Origin of the sequence: Bacillus cereus group sp. BfR-BA-01311 (assembly GCF_022664295.1) — a bacterium.
GTDB lineage: Bacteria > Bacillota > Bacilli > Bacillales > Bacillaceae_G > Bacillus_A > Bacillus_A cereus.
Genome location: NZ_JAKUHC010000012.1, coordinates 91017 through 114116, shown reverse-complemented (window position 1 = coordinate 114116; position 23100 = coordinate 91017). Strand labels below are relative to the sequence as shown.

Sequence of the window (23100 nt, the reverse complement as noted above, 5' to 3'; positions counted from 1 at the left end):
TTTATTAGAATTTAATATTGCCTATAACAAAATCAGTAGCTTCTTGTATCTCATCCGCCCGATAAAGAGCATGCACAAAACACTGAAAACCATCTGTTTTTCTGCGAACAGGCTCTTTCTTTTCGTATATTTTATTTCCATCACTTTTGATAACAACCAACACATTTTGCGTATACCAACGCATTAACGGATTATCCTCAAAAACAATTTGTTTATTTGCAAATGCCATTTCAATACGTGGAGCTAATAAACTATGAATTGCTTTCGGGTTTCGTATAACTTCTATTTCAAACCCTTCTGCTACTAATAATGGCCTTATTGCTTCCATTCTGAAGTTATCAGCTATAATCTTTTTAATTCCATATTGTTCTCGCATTTCTACAAACCAATCAACAATGTGTTGAGGATTAATAGTTGGTTCATCTACAACTGTTAGTAGACCTTGCTCTTCCCAATCTTTTATAGGAGCAAATTTTTGTTTTTTATACTCGCCAGCTTTTTTAGAATAACCATAATAAATATCAACAAATTCTTTACGCACAAAGGAATGAGTTTTAAAAATGTACTCACCATTTTGTCTAAATAAAAGACCACATGCTGCGAAATCTCGAATACTCGCAAAGTCTAACGCTCCTATGCATTCTTGAGCATGTAAATCAGGGAATGGACGGTTTGTAGCAAGAATCTCTGACCATTTTGCAACAGATCGTTCTAGATTTGTAACTGGTAAGTTCATACGCTTTGTCATAAATTCTTCTCGGTTACTTGGATCATCCTCTAAATCTTCATATTCTTCCTTTATCGTTTCAAGTAATCCCTCAGCATACTCGCTTAGTGGCTGCGATAACATAGGATTAGCTAATTCCCAATTATCAATATCATCAACTTCCTTTTCATCATTAAGCTTACAGATAAAAGGAAATACGGCATTAGGACGAGCTTCACCATTTAAAACCTTCATAGCTTTTTCTTTTTGTTTATCTAAAAAGCCATCTCGTACATAACCATCTGTACCAATATAAAATTCACGAGGGTTTTTCTTTTTACCTAAGCCGCTGATATGGACGCGAACGTCTTTATTACTTTCATATTGATGTATTTCATCAAATACAACTGCACCATCACGCAAACCGTCTTTTGTATCCCCGTTGGAAGTTCTAAACTTTAGTATACTTTCAGTAGCCTTTGAAACAGTTTGAGTTAATGTGGTTTTAAACGCTCTCTGTAAAACCTCATTTTTCTTTACGCATTTATGCACTTCGTCAGGACTTGTTTTCGCTTGTTCCTCACTATTCGCAACAACAGAGATGTTATACTCTGGAATACCGTGCAATTCACTAATTAAAAAGTGAATAATTACAGATATCAGACCATTTTTACCGCCACCACGTCCTAACATCCATAGGAATTTCCGATAAAATACGCGTCCATTTTTCTTATAAAACAAAAAAACGAATGCCATTAAGAATTTTTGAAATGGCTGCAATGAAAAGTACCACTTCTCACCGAAGTTGATACAATCCTGAATCATTTCATCATCAAAATACAAATCGTCTCTGTTTAAAACGTGTTTTTCTAGATAATTAATTAACAGTTCTCTCTCTTTGTTGAACTTTATTTTTCCACTTCGATAAAGTCCAATGTATTCTTCTACATACTTTTGCCTAATCATGTTAAATCACTTTTATTATAACCAGCCTTAGGGATATTTGGTTTACAAACAAACTTTATATCTCTTCCTAAAGCAATTAAAGAACTGTTAATTTTATTTCTCTCACTTATAAGAGGATGGGCCTTAACAAAAACTTGAGATCCGTTTTTGACTGTAACAGACTCACCTTCTTTATTGATAGTCCTGTTTATTTTTCTAAATGCTTTAACTAGATCAATGTATCGTTCTACTTTTTCAACCTCGACTAAATCTTCAACATCAATACTGTTCATTAGCTGTTCCTTTAACTTTGTAATACTGACAGCCATCTACCCACCCCCCTTACGTGCGTAATTTCGAAAAAAACCTGACAGTTAACCCCCTCCTCCGGTGCCCCTTAGAGCAATTTTTATTGAAATTATTTAAGGGGGGGTATTATTTTTAATTTCTCAGCAATCATTTTAGTTGTTTCATATAAACCATCCGTTTTATTACCCATCATCATCCAAGAAGCATATAACTCATTCGAATACTTTGACCAAATATCTTCAGCCTGTTCATTTGTAATGACATAACCTTCAAGTCTATAAGCTTTAACTAATAGAGCTACATCTTGTTCATAAGTATCCAACGTTACCACCTCTCATCGTCTTGCCATTTGTTTACCTTCTTAATGAACACTCTTCCGTGTTCTTTATTATGGCAATCCACACAGACTGTTTCTAAGTTATCTATTTCTAATGCAAGTTCTGGATGATGTTCTAGTTCTTTTATATGATGGACAACGAGCTGAATCTTCTTACGCTTTGCACTCTCACTGTATTCATTGGTGTCGACACGAACACTACCATTGCGCTTACACTCTTGGCATTCATAATTGTCTCGCTTCTTTACTTGCTCACGTATACTCTTCCACTCACCACTGTCATAGAACTTACGCTTCTGTTGTTTGGTTTTATATTCTTTCATCTGTCTTTACCCAATGCATTTGATTCCCTCTATCTCTTTCTAATAAATCTTTTATCGGTGTTTGCATGAGATATTCCACAGAGTAAAGCATGTGCTTCTCTCCATACAATTTGTAATACTTAAATCGATTAACATCAATCCCAGCCTTCTTGTATACTTTCTCATATGGCTTAAGGTATTTGATATATGCTTTCTTATCTATAGGCATAAGACCAAGTGCAGCAATCTTACCGTTTAAAACGCTATCCAATTATCCTCACCTCTTTTAAAAGAATACTCCAATTATATATTTACCAAATAAATACAAGTTGTTATAATAAAGTTAACATTGCCATCAGGAAAAGTGATTCGCACCCCAAAGCGAGTTGCTTTTCCTTTTTTTATGTCTATGGCTATTGCTTTAAGAATTCATCTATCGCTTTATCCAGTACGCTAATAAGTGATTCTCTTGTTTGTTTTGGTGTCATATCATCATTGATCTCATTATGTAAAGCTACAGCCTTTTCTAACTTCTGTGGATCAATATGTTGCTTCACTAATTCCAATCCAATAACATTATTGATTAAATGACCAACAACCACTGTTTGTTCTGGTTTATTTAGTTTCATTTGTTATCACCTCATCCTTTAATTTTAGTAATCTCACCAACTTTTTGAGCTATCGTTTTACCGTTTAAAACAACTGGTACTTCTATAAGCAAAGAATTCGTTTTATTTGTAAACCTACCCATAACCCTTTCTAACTTCTCAAATGTAGCCACGCATTCATTAGCAGCTTCCGTTACTTCCTTCATTTGTTTTAATGCTTCTGTTGTATCAGCATCAATATTAATCTTTAATTTGTTATTAGCCATCTTGTGAATCCTCCTCCAAAATAAAAAGCACCCGAATGGATGCTTTTTTATAGATTATTAATTTGTACTTTAATTCCGGTACGTGAAGTTTTATCCTTATTCCAATCACCTAATGATGAACCGCTGATATGCATCAACAATATTAAGTAACTGGAAGAAGAGCAAAAGCTCTCCCTAATAACGGTACCATTCAATCATTACCATCTGCTGGTTTCGGATTTTATGTGCCATCATTACGAAATCGTTTAGACAACATATAGATTATAAAGGAACATTATGAGTTGTGTTTTCCGCCACTTCTCACAATACAAATATATCACGTTGATTCCAAAACAATCGGCACATTTCCTGCCAAAAAGCGGTCAAGACTCTGCCACGTTTTTAGTTAATCGTTGCTTTAATTCTGTTTAATAATTTTTTATATAATTCGTCTTCTGTTGACCACTTAATATGACTAATTTGTCTAGTATCAAAATGAATTTTGTCAAAATCTTCGTCTTTACATGTCCATATAACCGTTTTTCCTAGTCCTACTGCATAACCAGCTTCGAAATAGACTCCACCTCTATGTTCAGTAAAGTCTGAAATAACAAATTTACTTTGTCTTATTTTGACTATAATTTCGTCAGTTATACTATTATTATGTTCCACTTCATCAATTCGGATAGGCTGGTACCCAGCCTCTTTTACAGCTTTTGCAATTGCATTTTGATACGGACTACTCATTTTTGGACTAAACGACATTGCAACAAATACCTGCTTAGTATCCACTTCTCCTTTTTCTAATTCCGCTATACGATTCCATCCTTTCACCGTAACTGAAATATATACAGGGAACTCTGCTCCTGATGAATTAGATAATTCAATCAATCCGTCTTGAAATAGTTGGTTTGCCATATATTTCATTTCTAACAAATGAGCACTCTGTACAAAAAATAGAGATTTATCTGATTCTTGAACAAATACTGGGTCACCTGGGAATTTTGATAATTTAGCTAAGTTTTTTAATGATTCATCCAATCTATCAGAAATATTATCTGGATATTCTCCTAATAGATCGTCTAAAAGACAAATAGGATACGGGAATTCTGAAAGATTTTTATCTGGCTGATTAAGAAAAATCATTATTTTTCCCATCCCTCTGATAGCTCTCTTTCTTAATATTGCAGAAAGTTTTCTCATCTTCTCTACATTTAATGTAATTCTCGCTTCGTCAGTCATGGAATATATACCGCAATTCTGACATTTATATTGCTCGGCACATCCCCCTCCTATCCCAACTAATTTAGATTCTTCAATAGAACTTTGACAAACCGGACATCTTTCACGCATCTTTATCACTACTTTCTAGTTTTATAACATAATATTACCATATAAATAATCGACTTACCCATATCTTATATTGTGTGTAACTGCCTCCTTCGCTGAATCCCTTGGTATCATTGATTTCATTTAACTTTCTCTTTTGAGTTACACAGTACGAAAATTATGAGTAACTGTATAGGGATACCACCAGCATTTTTCAAAATAATCTACGCTATGCGAAAAAAAATAAGCTGCCCATGTGGACAGCTTATTCACATAATTATCGTTCTCGGAAGTAAATATCTACGTCCTCATAAGTCATCCCAATTTTCTTCATTACTTGTGCTGATGCCTGATTTTTACCCTTTTTGCTAATTCTGTCGCATAACCTTTCTCCGAATAGTTCTTACCTAACCAATAGGCAAGTTCCTCTTTGTTATACTGTTTATCAATACGCAGTTTGTATTTAAAATACTACCTCATAATTTTTTGTCTAACTTTTTCCTCAGTATTTCAACGATGATGAAGGGAATTCGGTGCTTTTTAGAAATATCGATACTTGTTGCTTGTGGATTTTTCTCCAATTCTTTTTGAATTAAAGTGATAATGTCATCTTTTTTCAATGAGATACACCTTCCTTGATTGATCTTTATTTTCGACATAAACTCTATTTAAATCGTAATCGGCGTAATTGCGATCCCTCTAGGGACATTCCCAACAGAAATTGGTAAACCGATGACCGTGTTGGTAGCCGTATCTATCACGGAGACCGTATCATCACCTAAATTTGTGACATAAGCACGCGTACCATCGGGTGTAATTGCGATTCCTTCAGGGCTATCCCCAACAGAAATTGGTAAACCGATGACCGTGTTGGTAGCTGTATTTATCACGAAGACCGTATTACCACTGTTCTTTGTGACATAAGCACGCATACCATCGGGTGTAATTGCGATCCCTTGAGGGTCACTCCCAACAGGAATTGGTAAACCGATGACCGTGTTGGTAGCCGTATCTATCACGGAGACCGTACCATCAGTGAAATTTGTGACATAAGCACGCATACCATCGGGTGTAATTGCGATTTCTTGAGGGGCACTCCCAACAGAAATTGGTAAACCGATGACCGTGTTGGTAGCCGTATCTATCACGGAGACCGTACCATCACCTAAATTTGTGACATAAGCACGCACACCATCGGGTGTAATCGCGATATCGCTAGGGAAATCCCCAACAGAAATTGGTAAACCAATGACCGTGTTGGTAACCGTATTTATCACGGAGACTGTATCATCAAAGACATTTGTGACATAAGTACGCGTACCATCGGGTGTAATTGCGATTTCGGCAGGGCCATTCCCAACAGAAATTGGTAAACCGATGACCGTGTTGGTAGCCGTATCTATCGCGGAGACCGTATTATCACCGCTATTTGCGACATAAGCACGCGTACCATCGGGTGTAATCGCGATCCCTACAGGGCCATTCCCAACAGAAATTAAACTGATGACCGTGTTGGTGGCTGTATTTATCAAGGAGACCGTATTATCACTGAAATTTGTTACATATGCAAAAGGACCAAAATCGATGGAACTGATCGTACAAATTGGAATGATGCGCGTTCCTAATACACCAGTGAGAATCAGTTTTCCTTCATCAACTCGGAAAATACGACCTTGAAGACTATCACAACATCCTGAGAGCGTAACTGAAATAAACTCGCCTTCTAACTGCTGCAGTGTCGTTCTCAGATCTTGAAAACAAGTATTATCGGGACTTGGTCCTGTGGGGCCCGTTATTCCAACTCCCGTTGCCCCTGTCAGTCCAATCGGACCAGTTGGTCCTTGTGGTCCAGTTGGTCCCTGAGGTCCAGTTGGTCCCTGAGGTCCAGTTGGTCCCTGAGGTCCAGTTGGTCCCTGAGGTCCAGTTGGTCCCTGAGGTCCAGTTGGTCCCTGAGGTCCAGTTGGTCCTTGTGGTCCAGTTGGTCCTTGTGGTCCAGTTGGAAAAGTAAAAGGTGGAATTGGTGATAGTGTTGGCCCTATAAGGTTAGGATCTAATGCACAAGCAAATAAAAATTCTTCTATACTTAAGCCCTTTGAATGATTTTCGTTTGACATATATATTCATCTCCAAAAAATTTTTATCATAATTAATAAATACGTAATATAAATAAAATAATATCAATAATGGAAAAAACTTCATTCCAATTGTGAACAATCCGATTCTCAAGGATTGGATTTATCTTGATATAATTAAAAAAGAATAGATATTGTAGCAAATTTAAGTGGTTATAATATCTATTTTTTTTATAAAGGAACGATGTATATTGTATACATATGAAGTTAACATAACGCATCATTATCGGTATTAAAAAAGGTTCTTTCAATTGAAGATTCTCCTCTAATTCCTTTTGGATAGAAACAAGGATGTCTTTTATTTTTATATTCATTTCTTCTTAGATGAGACAAAAAAATTAGGATACATCCAATAATTTAGACACAGTTCGGCGTGATGGCAATTCCTGCTGGACTGGTTCCAACAGAGAACCGCGGGAGGATTTCGGTGTCGGTAGCGGTGTTAATCACCGAGATATTATCATCAAAAGTATTGCAGACATAAACCCTTGAACCATCAGGAGTGATTGCGATTCCGAAGTTATTTAAAAGGCCTCCGACGGGGATTCTTGGAAGAAGTTCAGTGTTGGTGGCTGTGTTAATGACCGAGACAGTACTATCTAATGAATTGATAACATAAGCCTTCGAACCATTTGGCATAATCGCAATTCCTGTTGGTTGGTCTCCAATAGGAATCCTCGGAAGAATTTCAGTGTTGGTAGCGATGTTAATAATCGAGATACTATCATCACTAAAATTGACGACATAAGCCCTCGTTCCATCCGGCATAATCGCGATCCCTCTTGGTCCGTTTCCAACGGGGATTCGCGGGAGAATTTCGGTGTTAGTGGCGGTGTTGATTACTGAGACATTATCACTAAATGAATTCGTAATATAAGCCCTTGTTCCATCCGGCGTTATCGCAATCTCTTGGGGGACGGATCCAACAGGGATTCGAGGGAGGATTTCGGTGTTGGTGGTAGTGTTAATAACCGAGACTGTACTATCATTCGAATTACTGATATAAGCCCTCGTTCCATCGGGCGTTATCGCAATCCATTCGGGAGCATTTCCAACAGGGATTCGAGGGGCAATTTCAGTGTTGGTGGCTGTACTGATCACCGAAACATTACCATCAAAACGATTGACGACATAAGCTCTTGTTCCATCCGGTGTTATCGCAATTTGGAGGGGATTTATTCCCACAGGGATTTTCGCTGCTATTTCCGTGTTTGTCACTGTACTGAACACAGATATTTCCTCAGGATTAGTAACATAGGCAATAAAAACAGGAGAAAAGAAGGTCACATCACATATGGAAAAAACACGGGTACTGTCTAAGATGAGCACCGCATCCTCTACTTCGGTTAAACGCCCTTGGAGAGGATCGCAACATCCCTTAATAGTTAACGAAATCAACTGACCTGTACAGTTCAGCAGTTTACTACGAAGGTTTTGGAGACAAGCGTTGTCGGCACTTGGCCCTGTATTCCCTTGAGGTCCTTGTGGCCCTGTATTTCCTTGAGGTCCTTGCGGTCCTGTATTCCCTTGAGGTCCTTGTGGCCCTGTATTTCCTTGAGGTCCTTGCGGTCCTGTATTTCCTTGAGGTCCTTGCGGTCCTATATTTCCTTGAGGTCCTTGCGGTCCTGTATTTCCTTGAGGTCCTTGCGGTCCTGTATTTCCTTGAGGTCCTTGCGGTCCTGTATTTCCTTGAGGTCCTTGAGGTCCTTGCGGTCCTTGCGGTCCTTGCGGTCCTTGCGGTCCTGTATTTCCTTGAGGTCCTTGCGGTCCTGTTACTCCTGGTGGCAAAGTAAATGATGGAATAGGCGATAATGTAGGACCAACCAAACTTGGATTTAATGCAGAAGCACTCAAATTTTCATCTAATATGAAACCCTTTGAGAATTTTTCATTTAACATAATTAACCTCCAAAAAAACTTTTATCATAACTAATAAATGCACCCCAAAAACAAAATGACATCAAAAAAATGTGAAATCACTTTTTATGAAAAATGAGTTTTCGGCTTGATATGCTTTTTTTGCCAAGCTGACAGAAAAAACTCATATTTCAGGTCAAAAGACAAGGACAAAGCTATACAAAAGAAAAAACCTCTATGAATAGTTATTCATAGAGGTTTAAAATAACGTCCTATTATCGGTAGCAAGGAAAAGGAAAGCAACTGTACTCTCACCAAGGCACCTTCTTTTTGTTCTATGGATCTATGCGTTTTTATACATTCCTATCCTAGCGCGGTTTTAGGGTTCTTGTTTGTTACTGGAACTGTATAAAATCTTGCATACTCTTAGCGGAATTTTTTCCAAAATACTGCAATGCCCCTAGACTAAAAAAGAAATAAGCAATGATTAGATTTTAAACCTAGTCATTGCTTTATCCATTGCATCTTGGTTTACACCTATATAACGTAATGTGACCTTCTCTGACGAGTGATTGAATATCTCCATAAGTAATGCTATGTTTTTTGTTTGCATGTACATATGATATCCGTACGTCTTTCTCAACGTATGTGTTCCTATTTCATCTAATCCGAACTCTGCCGCTGCTCCACTTAATATCTTATATGCCATGCTACGACCGATTGGACGATTTCTACCTTGTCTACTTTTCAATAGGTACTCATTATCTTCTCTTTCTTCAATAAACCATTTGAGCTCTCTTTTCAATGCTGCAGTAATTTGTATTCGTTTCTGTTTCCCTGTCTTCTTTTCTCTCATAGATATATGACTACCTTTGACATCTCCTACCTTCAATTTCAAAATGTCCGAGATTCTTAAGCCTGTATTGATTCCCATAATGAAGAGAATGTAATTACGTAAGCTCTTCTCCTTAAAATAATCTTTTAGCTGCTGTATTTGCTCTGGATCACGTATTGGCTGAACAAAATTCATTATTCATTACCTCCAGTTTCTTCAGTCTCATAAACTTCTAATCTAAGAGCAAAAGCAAGTTTATAAAATACCCTAGCCTTAACACGTCGATAAGTACGCTCACTCATGCCAATTTCGTTGTATACCATATAATCACATACATCTTCATCTTCTAAATAACGCTTAATGATGATGTTTCTTTGATCCTTTCCTGCACGTCCATTACCCAAACGACTAAGAAACTGGTCAATACGAAATGATGTTTGCTTAATCCACTCTTCTCGTTTACTTTGTTGGATGTTAGCCATCGCTACATCTTCTAATGGCTTTCCTACATCATTTGTAGGTCCATGATATCTAATTTCATAAGAAGGAGTGACTTTCATTTCTTCACGCATCATTCCAAACTGTCTATATAAACGTACACTTTCGAGAACACCTTCTAATTTTTTCTGCGTTGCTACTCTATCGATTTTTGGTAAGAAAGATAATTGTTTAGTCATGTAAGACCACTCCTTATTATTTATAAATTACTTTTGTCTTAATGCTCCACGTCTACGTTCATAACGTGGTCCGTGAATCCCCATTAAACCTTCAATGTCACGAGTGCTTAACTTCTCCTTTCTTTTTTTCTTATTTTTCTTCTTTGCTTGTTTCGATTGTTTTTCCCACTCTCGTAACTGATCTCTTAGCACCTTCATTTCCCCATCTCCCTTTTCAAAATAAAAAGGACACCGATTCCTAAAACAGCTGTAATTGCTGCTTTAATGAATTGGTGTCCTCTAGTTTTCTAGCCGGACTATATTTATTTGTTTTTAGCCTTCTTGCTTCCCTTATAAAATCCATATTTATGATCTACTTCTGAAATCAAAATTACAAGTGCCATAATGATTCCAGCTTGTAAAAAACTTTTTACATTACTGAAAGTCACAAACATGATGATTAAGTAAAGAGCCAAATACATTCCAAAGAACTGTTTACCATTCATTTTTATTCCTCCAGTATTGTTATTTTATAATTCCAGCCCTTACAAAAATGTTTCTCCAAGCGTTAGCGACTTGATGTTTCTCTACTGCTTTTGTGTGGCGAGCAAGACGTTTCTTTAATTTCTTTCTCTTATGATTAGTTGTCATAACCATTTCCCCTTTATCACAAAATGAAATTTTTATTAAGCTTTCCCCGCATAACATTTTCAATTTTGTTTATACTATAACTGTAACTTTTAAGTTACAAAGCATTGTGGTGATGCTCTTGTTGGACAACAAAGCAGTTAGCTTTTGCTAGCTGCTCTTTATTTGTAAAAAGGCACACAATTAACTGAATTCACATATAATATTCTGAGTTCCTTTCTTTATAAAATAGTCATTATAAAACCGGTCTCGTCACGAGGGCACTTTACTAAGTGCCCTTTTATATTCCAACTTAATACAAAATGAAGTTTTTATTTGGTTTTCTTTCCTGCATAACATTTTTAAATCTGTTTATACTATAATTGTAATTTATGGTTACAATTATAGTATTCATGTGGAATAGTATTTACAGCAGGCAGTTAGCTACTTCAGCTAGCTGCTTTGTTGTGCAAAATAGCGTTTTTATAAAAAACTTTGCACCCTTAAATCAGACAAGCATATATTATTGTATGGGGCACTCCAGTCCATACGTTCAAACCTTTTAGTCTAGGAGCACACTTATATGTGTGCTCTTTTTTTATTTACTTTCAAATAAAGATTTCATTCAGAATTTGCACATACGCTAAAAATATTCATATGATATATTGTGGCTACATTTTCACCTCTCAATTTGATATGAGTCTTGGTTAAAGAGCGCTTTCTCGGGTGCTCTTTTTCCGCTTAAATAAGAATTTTGTTTTTAAATTTGCACCTACCTGAATAGCACGCATACAATATCATGCGTATTCATATTCAAGATCACTTTTGGTCAAGAGCTCTTTAAAAAGAGCTCTCTATTTTTTTAATTAGGATTTTGTTCTATTTTTTTATTTAATACATATCAATTAAAATGGTGGTAAGTATTTATCTTGATCATCGCATATCTAATTCCGGCACCTATACAAGGTGCTATTTTTTTGATTAATACAAAATAACTATTTTGTTAGCATTTTTCTTAGGCTTGTGCATATACTGTGATACACGATGTGCGATAGCACTTAGAGCCCCTTTAGGGCTCATTTTTTATTGTTATTCAATGCAAAATAACGCTTTTTATTTAGTTTTACTCTTCAAAACTTCATCATATAAACTCATAAAAGTAGTTTATTTATTGCTTGTCTGCAACTTAATATCTGGAATTATTTCTTCCGGTCTAAACAGTACTTTGTAATGGTATGCATCTTCATACTTAGCATCTGTTTGTTCTATGAAGTAACTCACATTATCACTTAATCCAAGGTAATGTTTCTTATATTTACCATCACCAGCGTCTAAAGCGCATAATCCCTCAATACTTAAAAGGTATTTATCAGTTATACCATTGAAGAACACTACTCTTCGTTGAACCTCAAATGAATCAGCTCATTTAGATAAATTTTGTGAAACTGTATCTGCTTCTGTACTACAACCTGCTAAACCCGTTATTGCTATAATAGACATTAAACCTGCAATTATTTTCTTTTTCATTTCCGCTCCCCGTTTCTTAATAAAATTCAAATTTGGTCTGACTTTAATAAATCTGAACCTACATTTTTTCTTTGTGCTGATTTAAGATAGTCTCTAATGCAATTGCTGTTCCCTCATTCGCAATCCATTGACCACGATAGTAACCTGATAAACCTAAATCTCCAGCATTATACGCTTTGTCAGATTCCTTTCTGTTTTCTAGCGCTGATTGTTGCAATTTATTTATATATTCCTTGATTACTTCCTTCATTATCTCCAGCTCCTTTTTTAATTCCTTCAGTTTCTCACAATCGATTTCTCGAATCGTACTGAGGCATTTTCCCCAGTTCTATCTCTCTCCTAATCAAGCGCCAAAAATTCTGCCCTAGTACGATCTGAAAAAGTTATCCTAATCTTCTGAATTCCATTGCCATGCTCTTCTATCGCAGCATTCCAAGCTTCAACTTCCGTTTTAGCATCAAAACAATCCATTTTTTGTCGTTCCTCTTTATCGTAAAAATGTACTTCAAAGCTTGGATTCAAAAACTTCTCACTGGTGCTTATAGCGTTGTAGCAGAAACTTCCCATTAAATCATCAATCGTTAATTGCTTCATAATCGCATCCCCAGTTATTTAATTTTTTCCGTATACGTAGTTGATACCCGATCAACCTTCCCACTTTGCCACGTAATGATTTGTTCCCCAAACCCTGTTGCTGGAGGATTCAGCGGAGTAACTTCACCATTTTTGACCACATAAATTTTATTATCTGTAACATCAATTTCAACTTTCGTAGGCTTCATACGACTGAAATCCCCCTTTTTCTTGTTAACTTACTTTTTGTTGTTGATTCCGCTGCAACTCTTGTTTCATTGATTCAAATTTGATTAACCATGCTTGCCAACGCTTATCGTTTTCTTCTTGTTGCTGGATCGCTACTTCACAATTACAGCCTTCCGTTAGAGCTACACCTGGATAAGTTTCTTTACGAATAATTCCTGTATCATGACATAATACACACATGCTTATTCCTCCTTATTAAAATCTTTTCCCAATCAAACCTACTATTTTGGTATAATCTCCCTTGAAGGGAGGGAAATTTAATGAAAGATATTGTATTTACTTTAGAATTTGATGATGATTCCGCTAACTCACGTGCCAACGATTATTTAGCAAAAGGTTGGACTTTATTACATGTTGGCACGAAAGTAATTGATCTCTACAATGAGCAAACATACTACAACACCGCCTATGTTGTAGGTGCTAATCAAGACCAATATGATGCGTATAAAAAAGAGTTAGCAGAAGATCAATTCGAATTATTTTAAGACTTTTTGAACGTATTATGAATTACGCTTTTGTAAAGCTCTTCATCAGCTAGATGAAGGGCCTTATTTACCTCCACATAACTTAATTCACTTTTTAAGCATTCTTCTTTAATTTTCACCAATAAATTCTCCGTATCTTTTTTAAGGTCTTCTCTTCTAGCACTTGTCGACATTCCATCCGTTAATTGAATTTTTTTCATTTTTTATTCCTCCTTATTAGAAACCTAAATTTGCAAGCCTTTGATCAGCTGTCGCAAATTTCAATACCTTTGAATCACCTAATAAACGACTAACGGTCTTAGCATCGTATTTATTAAAAAGTTGTTTTCCAGTAAAGTTTGTTGTGGTAAATGTACTCATTCCCTGTCTAGCATTTGATACCGCATATAACAGGCGTTGTATGAAATCAGATGCTTGTCTATTTGAATCTGTTGAACCACTTTCTGCCCCAAGATCATCTAATACCACAAAATCAGCTTGTTCAATTAATTGGACGAAATATTGAAGTGTATATTTACTGCTCTTATCATCAAAAGAATCCATAATCATTCTTGTTATTGCTTCTAATTCAACGTACAAGCAACTTTTCATAAGATTATAATTTTCTTCTTTTTGACTGATATCCCAAAAATATTGATTTAATTCATGAAGCATACTGTATGCTAGGAAACTTTTTGCCGTCCCTTGATTTCCTGTAAATACAACTTTTCTAATTTCTCCGTTCTTTAAATTCTCCAAGGTTTCTTCTACAGCTTTCTTGTGACTAATCGTTTCATCACACCCAGTTCTGTAATCAGATAATCTTGAAAGAGGAATTTTCTTGTTTGTAATAACACTAGCCTTTTCCAGCATGTTGAATTTCTGCAAACGGCTAATTTTCTTATAATGAGCGTTAGCTTGTTCTTCCAAAACCTTATCGTTTTGCTCAACTACACATCTTGGGCAAACAGGTTTTCCTTGATAAATAATCATTTGAATTGGCTTAATGATTGTTTGTCCACCTATTACATAGGAGTGATTCATACATTGATCAGAATGGTAATTCACCTTCGATTCCAGGGATTCCGCCAGTTTTTTCATTGGTGTTGCCATTTCTATTCGCTCCTTTTTCACCTTTGTTCTTAAACTCTATTTCTGCTGCATTAACATCAGCTAAAGTACGAATGTTTTTATTAACCCACTGTTTTAAAATCCCCTCAGCATAATTCCATTTCTTCTGCTGTTTCAAAGCACGCTCCATAGCTGCTTGTACAAGTTTTTCGCTTGTATCGTTTACCCATTGTGAAATACTTTCGGCTATGAATGAATTTAAAATACCGAAATTATTTTCGTAGAAAGAGAAGATGCTACTACTACTTTGTATATTAGTATTTTGTTTATTAGTACTTAGTTCTTTAGTATTTAGTAGCTTGGGATTTTCCATAAATGGAACTTCCATTTGTGATTTTTCCACTTGTGGATTTTCCATATCTGGATTCTCCACTTGTGGAACTTCATAAATAATTGTCTCCCAGTTAGTAATCTTTCCCTTTTCGTTTTTTACAGGAAACCTTCTAACATAACCGAATTTTTTTAGTTCTTTCATTCCTACTCTTAAACTATCAATTCCATCTTTCGCATGAGTAGATATTTCCTCCATGTAAAACACCCAATCATCTGGTAACGATAAAATGTAAGCCAATATTCCTTTTGCTTTCCAACTTAAACGTTCATCTCGAAGACCTGTATTATTAATGGTTGTGTAATTTTTACTTTTACTAACTCGAAATGTTGCCATTTATTTACCTCCTTGTACAAACCGCCACATATACTTGTCCACTTTTGATAATTCGTTGAATTTCATAATGCGGATAACCAGCCTTGAAATACTGTTCAATCATTTGCTTTAATTCATCCCTGCTCTTTGCTAAGTTGCAAAACTTATTAGGTAATAGCACTTGATATTCAGTTAGACGCATCTACTATTTCCCTACTTTTCGTGATATACTTATAACAACTGTTTTTTCTTAAAGGACCCACTGCCATGGGTCTTTTTATTTTGTTTTACGTCACTCCAAGCCCACTGTTTTATTGGTTCATAAGTAATGTAAAGTAACAATGCGCTGCACGCGATAAACATTGCGAATATAACTAACGATGTTGTATCTTCCACTAAATCACCTCCTTTTGTGTTTCAAGCCAAGCTTCTAAATCCTTTTGTAGGAAAAGTAATTTGCGCCCTTCCCTAATCACTGGAAACTGTGGATGACTTGCTAATTCATACATTCTACAAACAGCGATATTGAGATATTCTGCTGCTTCTTTCACCCTCATTACTTTGTTTGGTTGTGATTGTTGTTGGAACTGCGCTAAAGCAGCTTGTATCTCCTCTCGAACAACTTCGCGGATTGATTCTTTAATGATTTGATCTAATCCCATTTCTTTTTTCTCCTTCCAAAATTATATTAACGATGGATAATCATACTAACCTTGGCCGTCATGCTTTTATGTATGATATCTCTTCATTGAAATCTTTCTGTAAAATGTTGCAATAACTGTTTACTGCAAACGCTGATTTTACGTCTCTCCAAGTTGCTGCGAAAAGTTTCTTTCCACCATCATGAACAACTTAATTCCCTTCCATAAAAACAAACTCATTTACTGGATGTTGCAAAACTTGTAATTGGCTCATTTTTTTCACCTCCTTTAGTTTCACCCAATGAAACTTCATATTCAAAATTTTTTTCCTGTTCATTAAATAGAATGTCGGTTTCTTTACCTAAAACATTTGATATTTTTACAGCTACATCATAATAAACTCTTAGATTATAATTTATAATTTTATAGCAGTAAGACTTTGATATACCAACCATATTAGCTAATTCATGATATTTAAGACCAGAATCTTCAAAAGCTTTTTGAAGTGCCGTTAGTTGTTTTTGATTTTGCATCTGATCACTCCCTTCTGATGCTTACAAACTCATTATAAGTTTCATAACGTGAAACTTCAAGTGTTTTTAACAAAAAAATTTCAGAGAAGGAAACTTTTTTACTCTTTACGTTTCTTGCTAGGAAACTTTATAATGTAATTAACGTAATTTACGATATATCGTAAAAAGGGGAGTATTTAAATATGGAAATGAAGGATAGAATTAAACAAATTCGAATAGATAACAAAATGAATCAAGAACAATTCGGAAAAGAAGTGGATTTAACTAAAGGGACTGTTTCAAAGTTTGAAAATGGAAAAGCATTCCCAAGTCGTGAAACCATAGAAAAGATAGCGAAGAAATTTAATGTACCTGTAAATTATTTGTACGGAGAAAATAAAGATGACGACTCTAGTGATGATAAATATAAAAAATTCAAAGAAATCATGGAATGGCTAGAACCGCTGCCAAAGGATAAAGAAGATATGGCGTTAGAACAAATGTTAGCTATCGCTCAAGCTCTTAGCAAACACCATAATAAAACAGAAAAATAGCCCCTTAATTAGGAATGGCTATTTTTTTAATTTCTGCTATATATTCTTCTAATTGATCTGGTGCATATTCTTTCACAGTATCTAAAAATAGGATTACAATTTCCTCTTTCGTCATCCTTAATTCTCCCCTTACATCCTGTTTTATATATTAACCGTCTTAAAGTGGAAAGTTTTTGTCGTTTCAGTCAAAATGTTTCCATTCCCTATAAAGTAGAAATGACACTACCAATTTGATAGTGTCATTTCTAATATTATATTAATTACCCGCCTCCTGGGCCTGGATCAATCATATATAAAGTTGTTTTTTGTTCTTTAGCACTTTGCACCTTATCTTTTTCTGTCACCTGAAAAGCTGTGATAGAAAGACAAGCTACAGTAGCAATAGTGAAAACTATTTTCAAAAGCTTATTTTTCAAGCGTTTCACCACCCTTTTTGTATAATTCAATTATAACATTTCAATGCTGTCTTTGGTAGGAATATATAGAAATAATCACCTGATTTAGAAAAACTTTCTATAGACATTTCTAGGTATTTCTTCCCTTCTTCTCCTCCGACCGCAAGCCCCATATAGTACAATTGAAAACTACTAAGATATCCATTTGTATTTTGTAAAGCTTGTAAAATTTTAATCGCTTTTTGATTTTCACCTAGCTTTACATATAAGAATGCTTTTTCAGCATCATCTAGATTTTCTGGGTTAATGGTATGTAAATCTTTTTCATGATATATTCTTAAAAATAATAGTGTATTAAGTACTTTTTCTCTTCTTACTTCTAATTTTTTATTCACTGGAACACCAATTATATTTAATGATTTCTCCATGTACTCTTTAGCATTTTGATAATCAGAGAAAACATAACTTTCTCCAATTTTGCAATATGCTACTGCCTTTGTGCTGACATAGCAATTACTTTGATCATTTATTATTTCAAAACATAATTCACGTGATTCGTCTAAATTATTTTCATGAAGTGCAACGAAAACTTCCATTTCTTTTATTCTTAATAAAAGAGAATCTCTTAATGTATGACATTTAATTCCCAAGATGTCCGGTAATAATTGCTGAATATGTTCATTGACCATCTTATAATTACCTAAATCAAAAAAAGAGTAAATTGTATTTAAAACAGATATTATTACCAGCTCGTTATCTGAGTATTTTTGATTTTTTCTCATTTTATCAACTTTCTCAAAGAACCTCTTAGGAGTAGTTGTATTTTCACTTCTTTCTCTTAATGTTTTGTATAATGGAACCAAATTTAAATTTATCCTTACAGTTTTTGAATTGCCTTTTTTCTTTTCTTCTTCGCTTTTATTTTTATTAGTTTTAAAACTCATTATTCGTTGAATTACTAGGTCTTGAAGATCATATTCTCCAAACATATCTAACACTTCTAATGCTAATTTCAAATTTTTATGTGATAGTTTAGGTATACACTCTTTGATGCATTCCCTTCTAAAATCAACATTTTTAGGCTTATATAGCTTCAGCGCATCAACCAAGTGCATAAAATCAAATTTACCTTGCTTCTTAAAATAACTATTGACTGTTGTATGCGTTACTTTAAAACGTGTTGCCAATTTACGATTTGTATAACCATTTGATTTTAGACACTCCTGCATGTCATTTAAATCCAATAAAACTTGCACAATCCTTGTCCTCCTTATGGACAAAAAAGACAACGTTACCCTAGATGTCTTATGTTTACAGGAAAACGTGCCATTATATCTAGGTTATGTGTTATAATTATGTTTGAGACTTATGACAAGTGTTTTCCCTAGCGCGTTTAGGGAGGACGGTGTAAGGGTGTTGCGAGCACCACTTGCACAGTCGTAGGTCTTTTTCACGTCCGTTTATTTTATTATTTTCATAATATCACATTTTTTCCAAAATTCAGTCGTGTAGTTATCTGATTCTTATTGAGAAAGTTTTAAAATCGTTATATATCAACGTTTCTCAAGGGAGCTTAACGGCTCTTTTTTCTACAATAAAAAAAGAGCCGTTAAGCTCCACCTATGTACTATATGCATGTTCCAGGGTCTAAACTTATATCCCATCCACCGCCGCCTGGATCATTTGTGAATTTTCTCATAGTCTTACATCCCCCTTTATCTAATTCTATTAATATTTTACTATTATTGAACATTGGATGACAATCATATCCTATAACTGAATTTGTTTATATATGGTAGAATATATCCATCGCTGATATGTCCAAACATGTAATTTTCATAGCAGCAAAATTACAACTAGACTTATACAACATGATTCAAAACAAAATGAAGGAGTGTTTTAAGTGAAAGGACATATTCGAAAAAGAGGAAATAAATATTGCATCGTTATTGATATCGGTCCTGATCCAGAGACAGGAAAAAGAAGACAGAAGTGGTTTTCTGGATATAAGACAAAAAAAGAAGCGCAGGCCGATGTAGCAAAGAAAATTACAGAGTTGAATGAAGGCACTTTTATAGCGCCATCTAAAGTTACGCTAAAAGATTACCTAAATCATTGGCTAGAAATTAAAAGTATGAGCATAGAAAAGAGTACTTTTGCTGGCTATAAGGCATTTATCAACCAACATGTTATACCTAGTATAGGAATGGTTGCGCTCCATAAATTAAATGTTATACACATTCAAAAATGTTATAAGACTGCGATAGATAAAGGGATTGCAAACAATTCTATTCTGCTTATGCATAGAATTTTAAAGAGCGCTTTAAACCTAGCCGTAAAACAAAATATTATCTCTCGAAATCCCGCAGATTTTGCTGAGATACCTAAAAAAGAAAAAACCCCTATCCAGACTTGGACAGAGGAAGAAGTAAAAAAGTTTTTAGCTCATTCACAAGAATCACGATATCACATTGGGTATCTACTTGCAATAACTACAGGTATGCGTCTGGGAGAAGTTCTAGGTTTACGATGGCAGGACATTGATTTTGAAAAACATACTGTTACAATAAATCAAACATCTGGTCATGACAATAAAATCAAAAAAACTGCAAAAACAAATTCATCAAAACGCACAATTCCTGTACCTAATGAAACCATAGCAGCCTTAAAAAAACATAAAATTTTAATCAATAAAGAGAAATTAAGGTTTGGTTCTGCTTATCTAGATCAAGATTTAATAAATTGTAATGAGTTTGGAAGAATAATAAAAAGAGCACATTTCAGAAAAAGTTTCATTAGGATGACACACAAAGTAGGTATAAAAGAAATTAAATTCCATGATTTAAGACATACACACGCAACTCTACTATTGAAACAAGGAGTTAATCCTAAAATCATCAGTGAGCGATTAGGTCATACAGATATTTCAATGACATTAAGTGTCTATTCTCATGTTCTACCGAATATGCAAGAAGAAGCTGTAAAAAACTTCGGTAAAAGTATCTTTGGATAACTAATGTTTGCAAAATGTTTGCATTTTATCAAAAAAAGTCAAACAAACGTTGTCATATCAAGGTTTGTTTGACCCATAATCTTATATTCTTGATAAAATCTCCGAATCCCTATTGAAATATTTAATAATGGAGCGTTCTCACCACCGCGGGTTATGCATTCGAATCGATATACATAGGAGAAAAAATCTTGTGTTTTTTCATCTTTTATCGGCCCTGACATCGCCTCACAAATATTTTGTGATCTAAGAGGGGAAAAATAGATTTCTTCTGCATTTGTATTTTCTAAATATATAGGACGCTCACAAAAAATATGTGAGATTAAAGCGGGCACCCACTTAGAATACGTTTCATTATCATGTAGTACTGGCAAATGAGAAATCAAATCGGATTGCCATTCATATTTTGGTGGTTCTACTAATCTATTTGGTTTCCAATCATGAATAATCTCATACCAACTTTGAAAAATATAATCGAGCTGCTCTTGTCTAATAGGTTCTTTTGATACAATCCATGGTGTATTTTCATTTAATACGTACGGGTTATGCTGAATAAACAATATATCCGAAAACATATCATACAATCTTTCATTCAAACGTTTCAACTTACTCGTTAATAAAAATGTCTTATAATGTATCTCTACGATGTCCAGCCATTCAATAGGAAAGTATATAAATGATACCTTTTCATTTAAAAGGGGTTCTACTATATTTTCAAATGTTAGCAGCCTTAATTTTTTCATAAAATGATTGCTTCCTTTCTTCAGTTGTCTTGATTATCAAAAAGCTAGAACAATAGTTACTTAATCTAATCCATTTAAACCAAGTATTTAAAAGAAACGTAAAAACTGTTTATCTACATAAATTATTATCAAACCGACTCTTTTAAAAATTCAAAGTAATTATCATGTATAACACCTCTATTATATTTGAATTTCAATACATTCGAATTATACATTATACTTAATGCATTGTACTTATCATTTACAATATCTTTACAAAAAAACCAAAAAAGAACACCTTAATTCGGTGCCCTTTTTACAAATATCAACCTTTATGTAATTGAACATATAGATAACAGTAATCCCCCAAATGAAATTGCTCCTAGTAAACCTACTACAACTCCTGTTAAACAAATACAATCAGCAAGACAAATAGAAGACTGCGATAATGGAACAAATGACCTACTTGTACTCGAACCATATTGTTTTATTTTCTCATAATTCACATCTAACATTAGATGTAAACATGTTACACCATCCTCAATAGTATGTAGAGGTTCTTTTTCTAATCGCTCCAATAATTTACTATCAAAAGCAACTGATAGAGGATACTGCTTATCTAATTTCATATTTTGATAAATTAGTTGCAAACGAGATAATATATTGTTTTTCTTCTTTTCAGATGTTACTGTACATTTCATTTTATTAAATTCATTTAATAACAGTGTCAATTCATCTCTTTTTCCGTATAAATCTTTAGCTATTTTTCTCTTTAGTTTATACGAATGGATAATAGATTTTAGTTCAATCATATTCATACACTTCCTAATTACATATTATTTACCCGATTATTGTATAGATAAACAGTACTTTTTAATCTTATTTAAATTACACTCAAGCATCTTCATTTACTATCGATTAACATTACATTAACCTTACAAAGTTGTAATAAATTCATTAGCTAGAAGAAATCAATCCCTAAACCAGACAGATATTTGATGATAAAACCATAAGAAAAAAGCAATGATTAGATTTTAAATCTAGTCATTGCTTTATCCATCACCTGTTAATTACATCTATATATCTTATTGTTACTCTTTCACTTGAATGACTGAATATATCCATTAATAATGGCTATATTCTTTGTCGGCAAGTACATATATAAAACTAATGTTTTTTAATTGATAAAGTGAAGCTTTAATCAGCTCTCACCAATCGGGCTTTTATGGACAGTCCGCCACCTAACTTCTCTTTGCTCTCTCTGAATTTTAAGGAAGATTTTATTGCCCGCAAATAGTGGGATAAATGTAATTAATATTCATACGTTACAATAGTACCGGTAGTATCAGTAAAACCATCAAAACAGTTAGAGCAACCACCACAGCCGCCACAACCTCCGCAACTTCCGCAACCAAAACAACCAAAGCAACCAATACAACGGAATCCACCACAACGAAATCCGCCACAACGACCTCCACCACAACCGCCACAACGACCACAACCGCCACAGCGACGAGCAGCATCTTCAATATAGTAATATGGATATTGGTTTTGCTGGTCCCAATAGACAATATTTCCAGATCGGTAATCATTAAGACTTAGCGCTTGTAGTTCTTGTTGAAACTGATTCATTTTCATAACCTCCGTTTATAAAATACAACCTCATCGATGCTTCCCTATGTTTCTGTTCGTTACATCTAAGTAGGAATAGCGCTACAAACTAAGTTCAATACGTACACCAACAAAGTATGACTTATCACTAAATGATGCACCTTGTTCATATACCTA

35 protein-coding genes and 3 pseudogenes are annotated in these 23100 nt (G+C 34.6%); 3 read left to right on the top strand and 35 right to left on the bottom strand.

The features are described from left to right. Nucleotides 1-4: 4 nt before the first annotated feature. The 22 genes and pseudogenes from MR136_RS22655 to MR136_RS22550 form a co-directional block, all read right to left on the bottom strand. Nucleotides 5-1672: a terminase large subunit domain-containing protein gene (locus MR136_RS22655; RefSeq protein WP_242259617.1), complete on the bottom strand. Its 1668-nt coding sequence runs from the start codon at nucleotides 1670-1672 to the stop codon at nucleotides 5-7. Further along, on the bottom strand, nucleotides 1669-1980 hold the full coding sequence (locus MR136_RS22650; RefSeq protein ID WP_069355644.1) for a P27 family phage terminase small subunit: 312 nt from the start codon (nucleotides 1978-1980) through the stop codon (nucleotides 1669-1671). The genes MR136_RS22655 and MR136_RS22650 overlap by 4 nt, the downstream gene beginning before the upstream one ends. Nucleotides 1981-2069: 89 nt before the next feature. Beyond that, nucleotides 2070-2291, bottom strand: a complete 222-nt coding sequence (locus tag MR136_RS22645) for a hypothetical protein (RefSeq protein WP_242259616.1) — start codon at nucleotides 2289-2291, stop codon at nucleotides 2070-2072. After that, on the bottom strand, nucleotides 2285-2620 hold the full coding sequence (locus MR136_RS22640) for an HNH endonuclease (RefSeq protein ID WP_071730259.1): 336 nt from the start codon (nucleotides 2618-2620) through the stop codon (nucleotides 2285-2287). The genes MR136_RS22645 and MR136_RS22640 overlap by 7 nt, the downstream gene beginning before the upstream one ends. Next, nucleotides 2607-2870: a hydrolase gene (locus tag MR136_RS22635; protein ID WP_071730257.1), complete on the bottom strand. Its 264-nt coding sequence runs from the start codon at nucleotides 2868-2870 to the stop codon at nucleotides 2607-2609. The genes MR136_RS22640 and MR136_RS22635 overlap by 14 nt, the downstream gene beginning before the upstream one ends. Before the next feature lie 142 nt (nucleotides 2871-3012). Beyond that, nucleotides 3013-3228 carry a hypothetical protein gene (locus tag MR136_RS22630; protein WP_071730256.1) on the bottom strand — a complete coding sequence of 72 codons (216 nt, stop codon included), beginning with the start codon at nucleotides 3226-3228 and terminating at the stop codon, nucleotides 3013-3015. An 11-nt stretch (nucleotides 3229-3239) separates the two neighbouring features. Continuing rightward, nucleotides 3240-3473 carry a hypothetical protein gene (locus MR136_RS22625; RefSeq protein WP_071730254.1) on the bottom strand — a complete coding sequence of 78 codons (234 nt, stop codon included), beginning with the start codon at nucleotides 3471-3473 and terminating at the stop codon, nucleotides 3240-3242. Between the two features lie 381 nt (nucleotides 3474-3854). Continuing rightward, nucleotides 3855-4805 (bottom strand): TIR domain-containing protein, encoded by a 951-nt coding sequence (locus tag MR136_RS22620; protein ID WP_071730252.1) that lies wholly within the window; start codon nucleotides 4803-4805, stop codon nucleotides 3855-3857. Nucleotides 4806-5257: 452 nt separating this feature from the next. Continuing rightward, a complete protein-coding gene (locus MR136_RS22615; RefSeq protein ID WP_162900588.1) occupies nucleotides 5258-5401 on the bottom strand; it encodes a hypothetical protein in 144 nt (47 codons plus the stop codon). Between the two features lie 48 nt (nucleotides 5402-5449). Then, nucleotides 5450-6367, bottom strand: a complete 918-nt coding sequence (locus MR136_RS22610) for a beta-propeller fold lactonase family protein (protein WP_370658446.1) — start codon at nucleotides 6365-6367, stop codon at nucleotides 5450-5452. Between the two features lie 180 nt (nucleotides 6368-6547). Beyond that, a pseudogene (locus MR136_RS22605) lies at nucleotides 6548-6895 on the bottom strand (exosporium leader peptide-containing protein); the annotation flags it as partial. A gap of 375 nt (nucleotides 6896-7270) precedes the next feature. Next, entirely contained in the window at nucleotides 7271-8812 is a 1542-nt protein-coding gene (locus MR136_RS22600) for a beta-propeller fold lactonase family protein (protein WP_305037706.1), read from the bottom strand. Nucleotides 8813-9257: 445 nt separating this feature from the next. Beyond that, nucleotides 9258-9800, bottom strand: coding sequence for a site-specific integrase (locus MR136_RS22590; RefSeq protein ID WP_071679576.1), 543 nt, complete (start codon nucleotides 9798-9800; stop codon nucleotides 9258-9260). Then, a complete protein-coding gene (locus MR136_RS22585) occupies nucleotides 9800-10282 on the bottom strand; it encodes an ArpU family phage packaging/lysis transcriptional regulator (RefSeq protein WP_000166201.1) in 483 nt (160 codons plus the stop codon). The genes MR136_RS22590 and MR136_RS22585 overlap by 1 nt, the downstream gene beginning before the upstream one ends. A gap of 27 nt (nucleotides 10283-10309) precedes the next feature. Further along, nucleotides 10310-10480: a hypothetical protein gene (locus MR136_RS22580; protein ID WP_162900587.1), complete on the bottom strand. Its 171-nt coding sequence runs from the start codon at nucleotides 10478-10480 to the stop codon at nucleotides 10310-10312. Nucleotides 10481-10584: 104 nt separating this feature from the next. Continuing rightward, a complete protein-coding gene (locus tag MR136_RS22575) occupies nucleotides 10585-10767 on the bottom strand; it encodes a hypothetical protein (RefSeq protein WP_242259615.1) in 183 nt (60 codons plus the stop codon). Between the two features lie 19 nt (nucleotides 10768-10786). Then, entirely contained in the window at nucleotides 10787-10912 is a 126-nt protein-coding gene (locus MR136_RS22570) for a DUF3983 domain-containing protein (protein WP_000210445.1), read from the bottom strand. 1140 nt (nucleotides 10913-12052) lie between these two features. Further along, nucleotides 12053-12415, bottom strand: a pseudogene (locus tag MR136_RS28650) (beta-sandwich lipoprotein). Between the two features lie 58 nt (nucleotides 12416-12473). Then, nucleotides 12474-12665, bottom strand: a complete 192-nt coding sequence (locus tag MR136_RS22565) for a glyoxalase (protein ID WP_242259614.1) — start codon at nucleotides 12663-12665, stop codon at nucleotides 12474-12476. An 89-nt stretch (nucleotides 12666-12754) separates the two neighbouring features. Continuing rightward, nucleotides 12755-13009 (bottom strand): hypothetical protein, encoded by a 255-nt coding sequence (locus tag MR136_RS22560; protein ID WP_242259613.1) that lies wholly within the window; start codon nucleotides 13007-13009, stop codon nucleotides 12755-12757. 14 nt (nucleotides 13010-13023) lie between these two features. Then, a complete protein-coding gene (locus tag MR136_RS22555) occupies nucleotides 13024-13197 on the bottom strand; it encodes a DUF3954 domain-containing protein (RefSeq protein WP_086410650.1) in 174 nt (57 codons plus the stop codon). Between the two features lie 25 nt (nucleotides 13198-13222). Then, nucleotides 13223-13417: a hypothetical protein gene (locus MR136_RS22550; RefSeq protein ID WP_097966240.1), complete on the bottom strand. Its 195-nt coding sequence runs from the start codon at nucleotides 13415-13417 to the stop codon at nucleotides 13223-13225. 80 nt (nucleotides 13418-13497) lie between these two features. On the opposite strand from MR136_RS22550, the gene MR136_RS22545 reads away from it, so the two are divergent. Continuing rightward, nucleotides 13498-13722, top strand: coding sequence for a hypothetical protein (locus MR136_RS22545; protein WP_088867757.1), 225 nt, complete (start codon nucleotides 13498-13500; stop codon nucleotides 13720-13722). Here MR136_RS22545 and MR136_RS22540 read toward each other — a convergent pair. From MR136_RS22540 to MR136_RS22505, 8 genes and pseudogenes are all read right to left on the bottom strand, one after another. Next, a complete protein-coding gene (locus MR136_RS22540) occupies nucleotides 13719-13922 on the bottom strand; it encodes a hypothetical protein (RefSeq protein WP_242259612.1) in 204 nt (67 codons plus the stop codon). The genes MR136_RS22545 and MR136_RS22540 overlap by 4 nt on opposite strands. Before the next feature lie 16 nt (nucleotides 13923-13938). Continuing rightward, nucleotides 13939-14814 carry a P-loop NTPase family protein gene (locus MR136_RS22535; RefSeq protein ID WP_242259611.1) on the bottom strand — a complete coding sequence of 292 codons (876 nt, stop codon included), beginning with the start codon at nucleotides 14812-14814 and terminating at the stop codon, nucleotides 13939-13941. Further along, the gene (locus MR136_RS22530; protein ID WP_000190248.1) at nucleotides 14753-15499 is read right to left on the bottom strand and encodes a DnaD domain protein; all 747 of its coding nucleotides are present in this window, start codon (nucleotides 15497-15499) and stop codon (nucleotides 14753-14755) included. Before MR136_RS22530 ends, MR136_RS22535 begins: the two co-directional genes overlap by 62 nt. A gap of 4 nt (nucleotides 15500-15503) precedes the next feature. Beyond that, nucleotides 15504-15680, bottom strand: a complete 177-nt coding sequence (locus tag MR136_RS22525; RefSeq protein WP_242259610.1) for a hypothetical protein — start codon at nucleotides 15678-15680, stop codon at nucleotides 15504-15506. Between the two features lie 29 nt (nucleotides 15681-15709). Beyond that, nucleotides 15710-15874 (bottom strand): hypothetical protein, encoded by a 165-nt coding sequence (locus MR136_RS22520; RefSeq protein WP_000390298.1) that lies wholly within the window; start codon nucleotides 15872-15874, stop codon nucleotides 15710-15712. Continuing rightward, nucleotides 15874-16140, bottom strand: a complete 267-nt coding sequence (locus MR136_RS22515; protein ID WP_000522024.1) for a helix-turn-helix domain-containing protein — start codon at nucleotides 16138-16140, stop codon at nucleotides 15874-15876. Before MR136_RS22515 ends, MR136_RS22520 begins: the two co-directional genes overlap by 1 nt. Nucleotides 16141-16198: 58 nt before the next feature. Beyond that, nucleotides 16199-16300: pseudogene (locus MR136_RS28465) on the bottom strand (Rha family transcriptional regulator); the annotation flags it as partial. Between the two features lie 55 nt (nucleotides 16301-16355). Continuing rightward, nucleotides 16356-16652: a helix-turn-helix domain-containing protein gene (locus tag MR136_RS22505; protein ID WP_061139252.1), complete on the bottom strand. Its 297-nt coding sequence runs from the start codon at nucleotides 16650-16652 to the stop codon at nucleotides 16356-16358. Nucleotides 16653-16834: 182 nt separating this feature from the next. On the opposite strand from MR136_RS22505, the gene MR136_RS22500 reads away from it, so the two are divergent. Continuing rightward, nucleotides 16835-17185: a helix-turn-helix transcriptional regulator gene (locus MR136_RS22500; protein WP_242259609.1), complete on the top strand. Its 351-nt coding sequence runs from the start codon at nucleotides 16835-16837 to the stop codon at nucleotides 17183-17185. 260 nt (nucleotides 17186-17445) lie between these two features. Here MR136_RS22500 and MR136_RS22495 read toward each other — a convergent pair whose 3' ends face one another. After that, nucleotides 17446-17601, bottom strand: a complete 156-nt coding sequence (locus MR136_RS22495; protein ID WP_000791664.1) for a hypothetical protein — start codon at nucleotides 17599-17601, stop codon at nucleotides 17446-17448. Nucleotides 17602-17627: 26 nt separating this feature from the next. Next, nucleotides 17628-18836 (bottom strand): AimR family lysis-lysogeny pheromone receptor, encoded by a 1209-nt coding sequence (locus MR136_RS22490; protein WP_078400809.1) that lies wholly within the window; start codon nucleotides 18834-18836, stop codon nucleotides 17628-17630. A gap of 647 nt (nucleotides 18837-19483) precedes the next feature. Between MR136_RS22490 and MR136_RS22485 the strand changes: the two genes are divergently transcribed. Continuing rightward, nucleotides 19484-20593, top strand: a complete 1110-nt coding sequence (locus MR136_RS22485) for a site-specific integrase (protein WP_242259608.1) — start codon at nucleotides 19484-19486, stop codon at nucleotides 20591-20593. Nucleotides 20594-20631: 38 nt separating this feature from the next. Here the strand turns inward: MR136_RS22485 and MR136_RS22480 are convergent, their stop codons facing one another. The 3 genes from MR136_RS22480 to MR136_RS22470 form a co-directional block, all read right to left on the bottom strand. Continuing rightward, nucleotides 20632-21333, bottom strand: coding sequence for a pPIWI_RE module domain-containing protein (locus tag MR136_RS22480; RefSeq protein ID WP_242259607.1), 702 nt, complete (start codon nucleotides 21331-21333; stop codon nucleotides 20632-20634). 311 nt (nucleotides 21334-21644) lie between these two features. After that, nucleotides 21645-22130 carry a hypothetical protein gene (locus MR136_RS22475; protein ID WP_002041181.1) on the bottom strand — a complete coding sequence of 162 codons (486 nt, stop codon included), beginning with the start codon at nucleotides 22128-22130 and terminating at the stop codon, nucleotides 21645-21647. Nucleotides 22131-22623: 493 nt separating this feature from the next. After that, nucleotides 22624-22944 carry a heterocycloanthracin/sonorensin family bacteriocin gene (locus tag MR136_RS22470; RefSeq protein WP_001071366.1) on the bottom strand — a complete coding sequence of 107 codons (321 nt, stop codon included), beginning with the start codon at nucleotides 22942-22944 and terminating at the stop codon, nucleotides 22624-22626. Between the last annotated feature and the right edge of the window lie 156 nt (nucleotides 22945-23100).

Coding starts and splice junctions, on each gene's coding strand:
- MR136_RS22655 (WP_242259617.1), bottom strand. CDS start 1,672: ATGATTAGGCAAAAGTATGTAGAAGAATACATTGGACTTTATCGAAGT.
- MR136_RS22590 (WP_071679576.1), bottom strand. CDS start 9,800: ATGAATTTTGTTCAGCCAATACGTGATCCAGAGCAAATACAGCAGCTA.
- MR136_RS22515 (WP_000522024.1), bottom strand. CDS start 16,140: ATGGGATTAGATCAAATCATTAAAGAATCAATCCGCGAAGTTGTTCGA.
- MR136_RS22530 (WP_000190248.1), bottom strand. CDS start 15,499: ATGGCAACATTTCGAGTTAGTAAAAGTAAAAATTACACAACCATTAAT.
- MR136_RS22620 (WP_071730252.1), bottom strand. CDS start 4,805: ATGCGTGAAAGATGTCCGGTTTGTCAAAGTTCTATTGAAGAATCTAAA.
- MR136_RS22525 (WP_242259610.1), bottom strand. CDS start 15,680: ATGCGTCTAACTGAATATCAAGTGCTATTACCTAATAAGTTTTGCAAC.
- MR136_RS22640 (WP_071730259.1), bottom strand. CDS start 2,620: ATGAAAGAATATAAAACCAAACAACAGAAGCGTAAGTTCTATGACAGT.
- MR136_RS22470 (WP_001071366.1), bottom strand. CDS start 22,944: ATGAATCAGTTTCAACAAGAACTACAAGCGCTAAGTCTTAATGATTAC.
- MR136_RS22535 (WP_242259611.1), bottom strand. CDS start 14,814: ATGGCAACACCAATGAAAAAACTGGCGGAATCCCTGGAATCGAAGGTG.
- MR136_RS22580 (WP_162900587.1), bottom strand. CDS start 10,480: ATGAAGGTGCTAAGAGATCAGTTACGAGAGTGGGAAAAACAATCGAAA.
- MR136_RS22575 (WP_242259615.1), bottom strand. CDS start 10,767: ATGAATGGTAAACAGTTCTTTGGAATGTATTTGGCTCTTTACTTAATC.
- MR136_RS22565 (WP_242259614.1), bottom strand. CDS start 12,665: ATGAAGGAAGTAATCAAGGAATATATAAATAAATTGCAACAATCAGCG.
- MR136_RS22545 (WP_088867757.1), top strand. CDS start 13,498: ATGAAAGATATTGTATTTACTTTAGAATTTGATGATGATTCCGCTAAC.
- MR136_RS22505 (WP_061139252.1), bottom strand. CDS start 16,652: ATGCAAAATCAAAAACAACTAACGGCACTTCAAAAAGCTTTTGAAGAT.
- MR136_RS22475 (WP_002041181.1), bottom strand. CDS start 22,130: ATGAATATGATTGAACTAAAATCTATTATCCATTCGTATAAACTAAAG.
- MR136_RS22480 (WP_242259607.1), bottom strand. CDS start 21,333: ATGAAAAAATTAAGGCTGCTAACATTTGAAAATATAGTAGAACCCCTT.
- MR136_RS22555 (WP_086410650.1), bottom strand. CDS start 13,197: ATGAAGCCTACGAAAGTTGAAATTGATGTTACAGATAATAAAATTTAT.
- MR136_RS22630 (WP_071730256.1), bottom strand. CDS start 3,228: ATGAAACTAAATAAACCAGAACAAACAGTGGTTGTTGGTCATTTAATC.
- MR136_RS22550 (WP_097966240.1), bottom strand. CDS start 13,417: ATGTGTGTATTATGTCATGATACAGGAATTATTCGTAAAGAAACTTAT.
- MR136_RS22500 (WP_242259609.1), top strand. CDS start 16,835: ATGGAAATGAAGGATAGAATTAAACAAATTCGAATAGATAACAAAATG.
- MR136_RS22625 (WP_071730254.1), bottom strand. CDS start 3,473: ATGGCTAATAACAAATTAAAGATTAATATTGATGCTGATACAACAGAA.
- MR136_RS22560 (WP_242259613.1), bottom strand. CDS start 13,009: ATGAAGCAATTAACGATTGATGATTTAATGGGAAGTTTCTGCTACAAC.
- MR136_RS22540 (WP_242259612.1), bottom strand. CDS start 13,922: ATGAAAAAAATTCAATTAACGGATGGAATGTCGACAAGTGCTAGAAGA.
- MR136_RS22650 (WP_069355644.1), bottom strand. CDS start 1,980: ATGGCTGTCAGTATTACAAAGTTAAAGGAACAGCTAATGAACAGTATT.
- MR136_RS22570 (WP_000210445.1), bottom strand. CDS start 10,912: ATGACAACTAATCATAAGAGAAAGAAATTAAAGAAACGTCTTGCTCGC.
- MR136_RS22600 (WP_305037706.1), bottom strand. CDS start 8,812: ATGTTAAATGAAAAATTCTCAAAGGGTTTCATATTAGATGAAAATTTG.
- MR136_RS22585 (WP_000166201.1), bottom strand. CDS start 10,282: ATGACTAAACAATTATCTTTCTTACCAAAAATCGATAGAGTAGCAACG.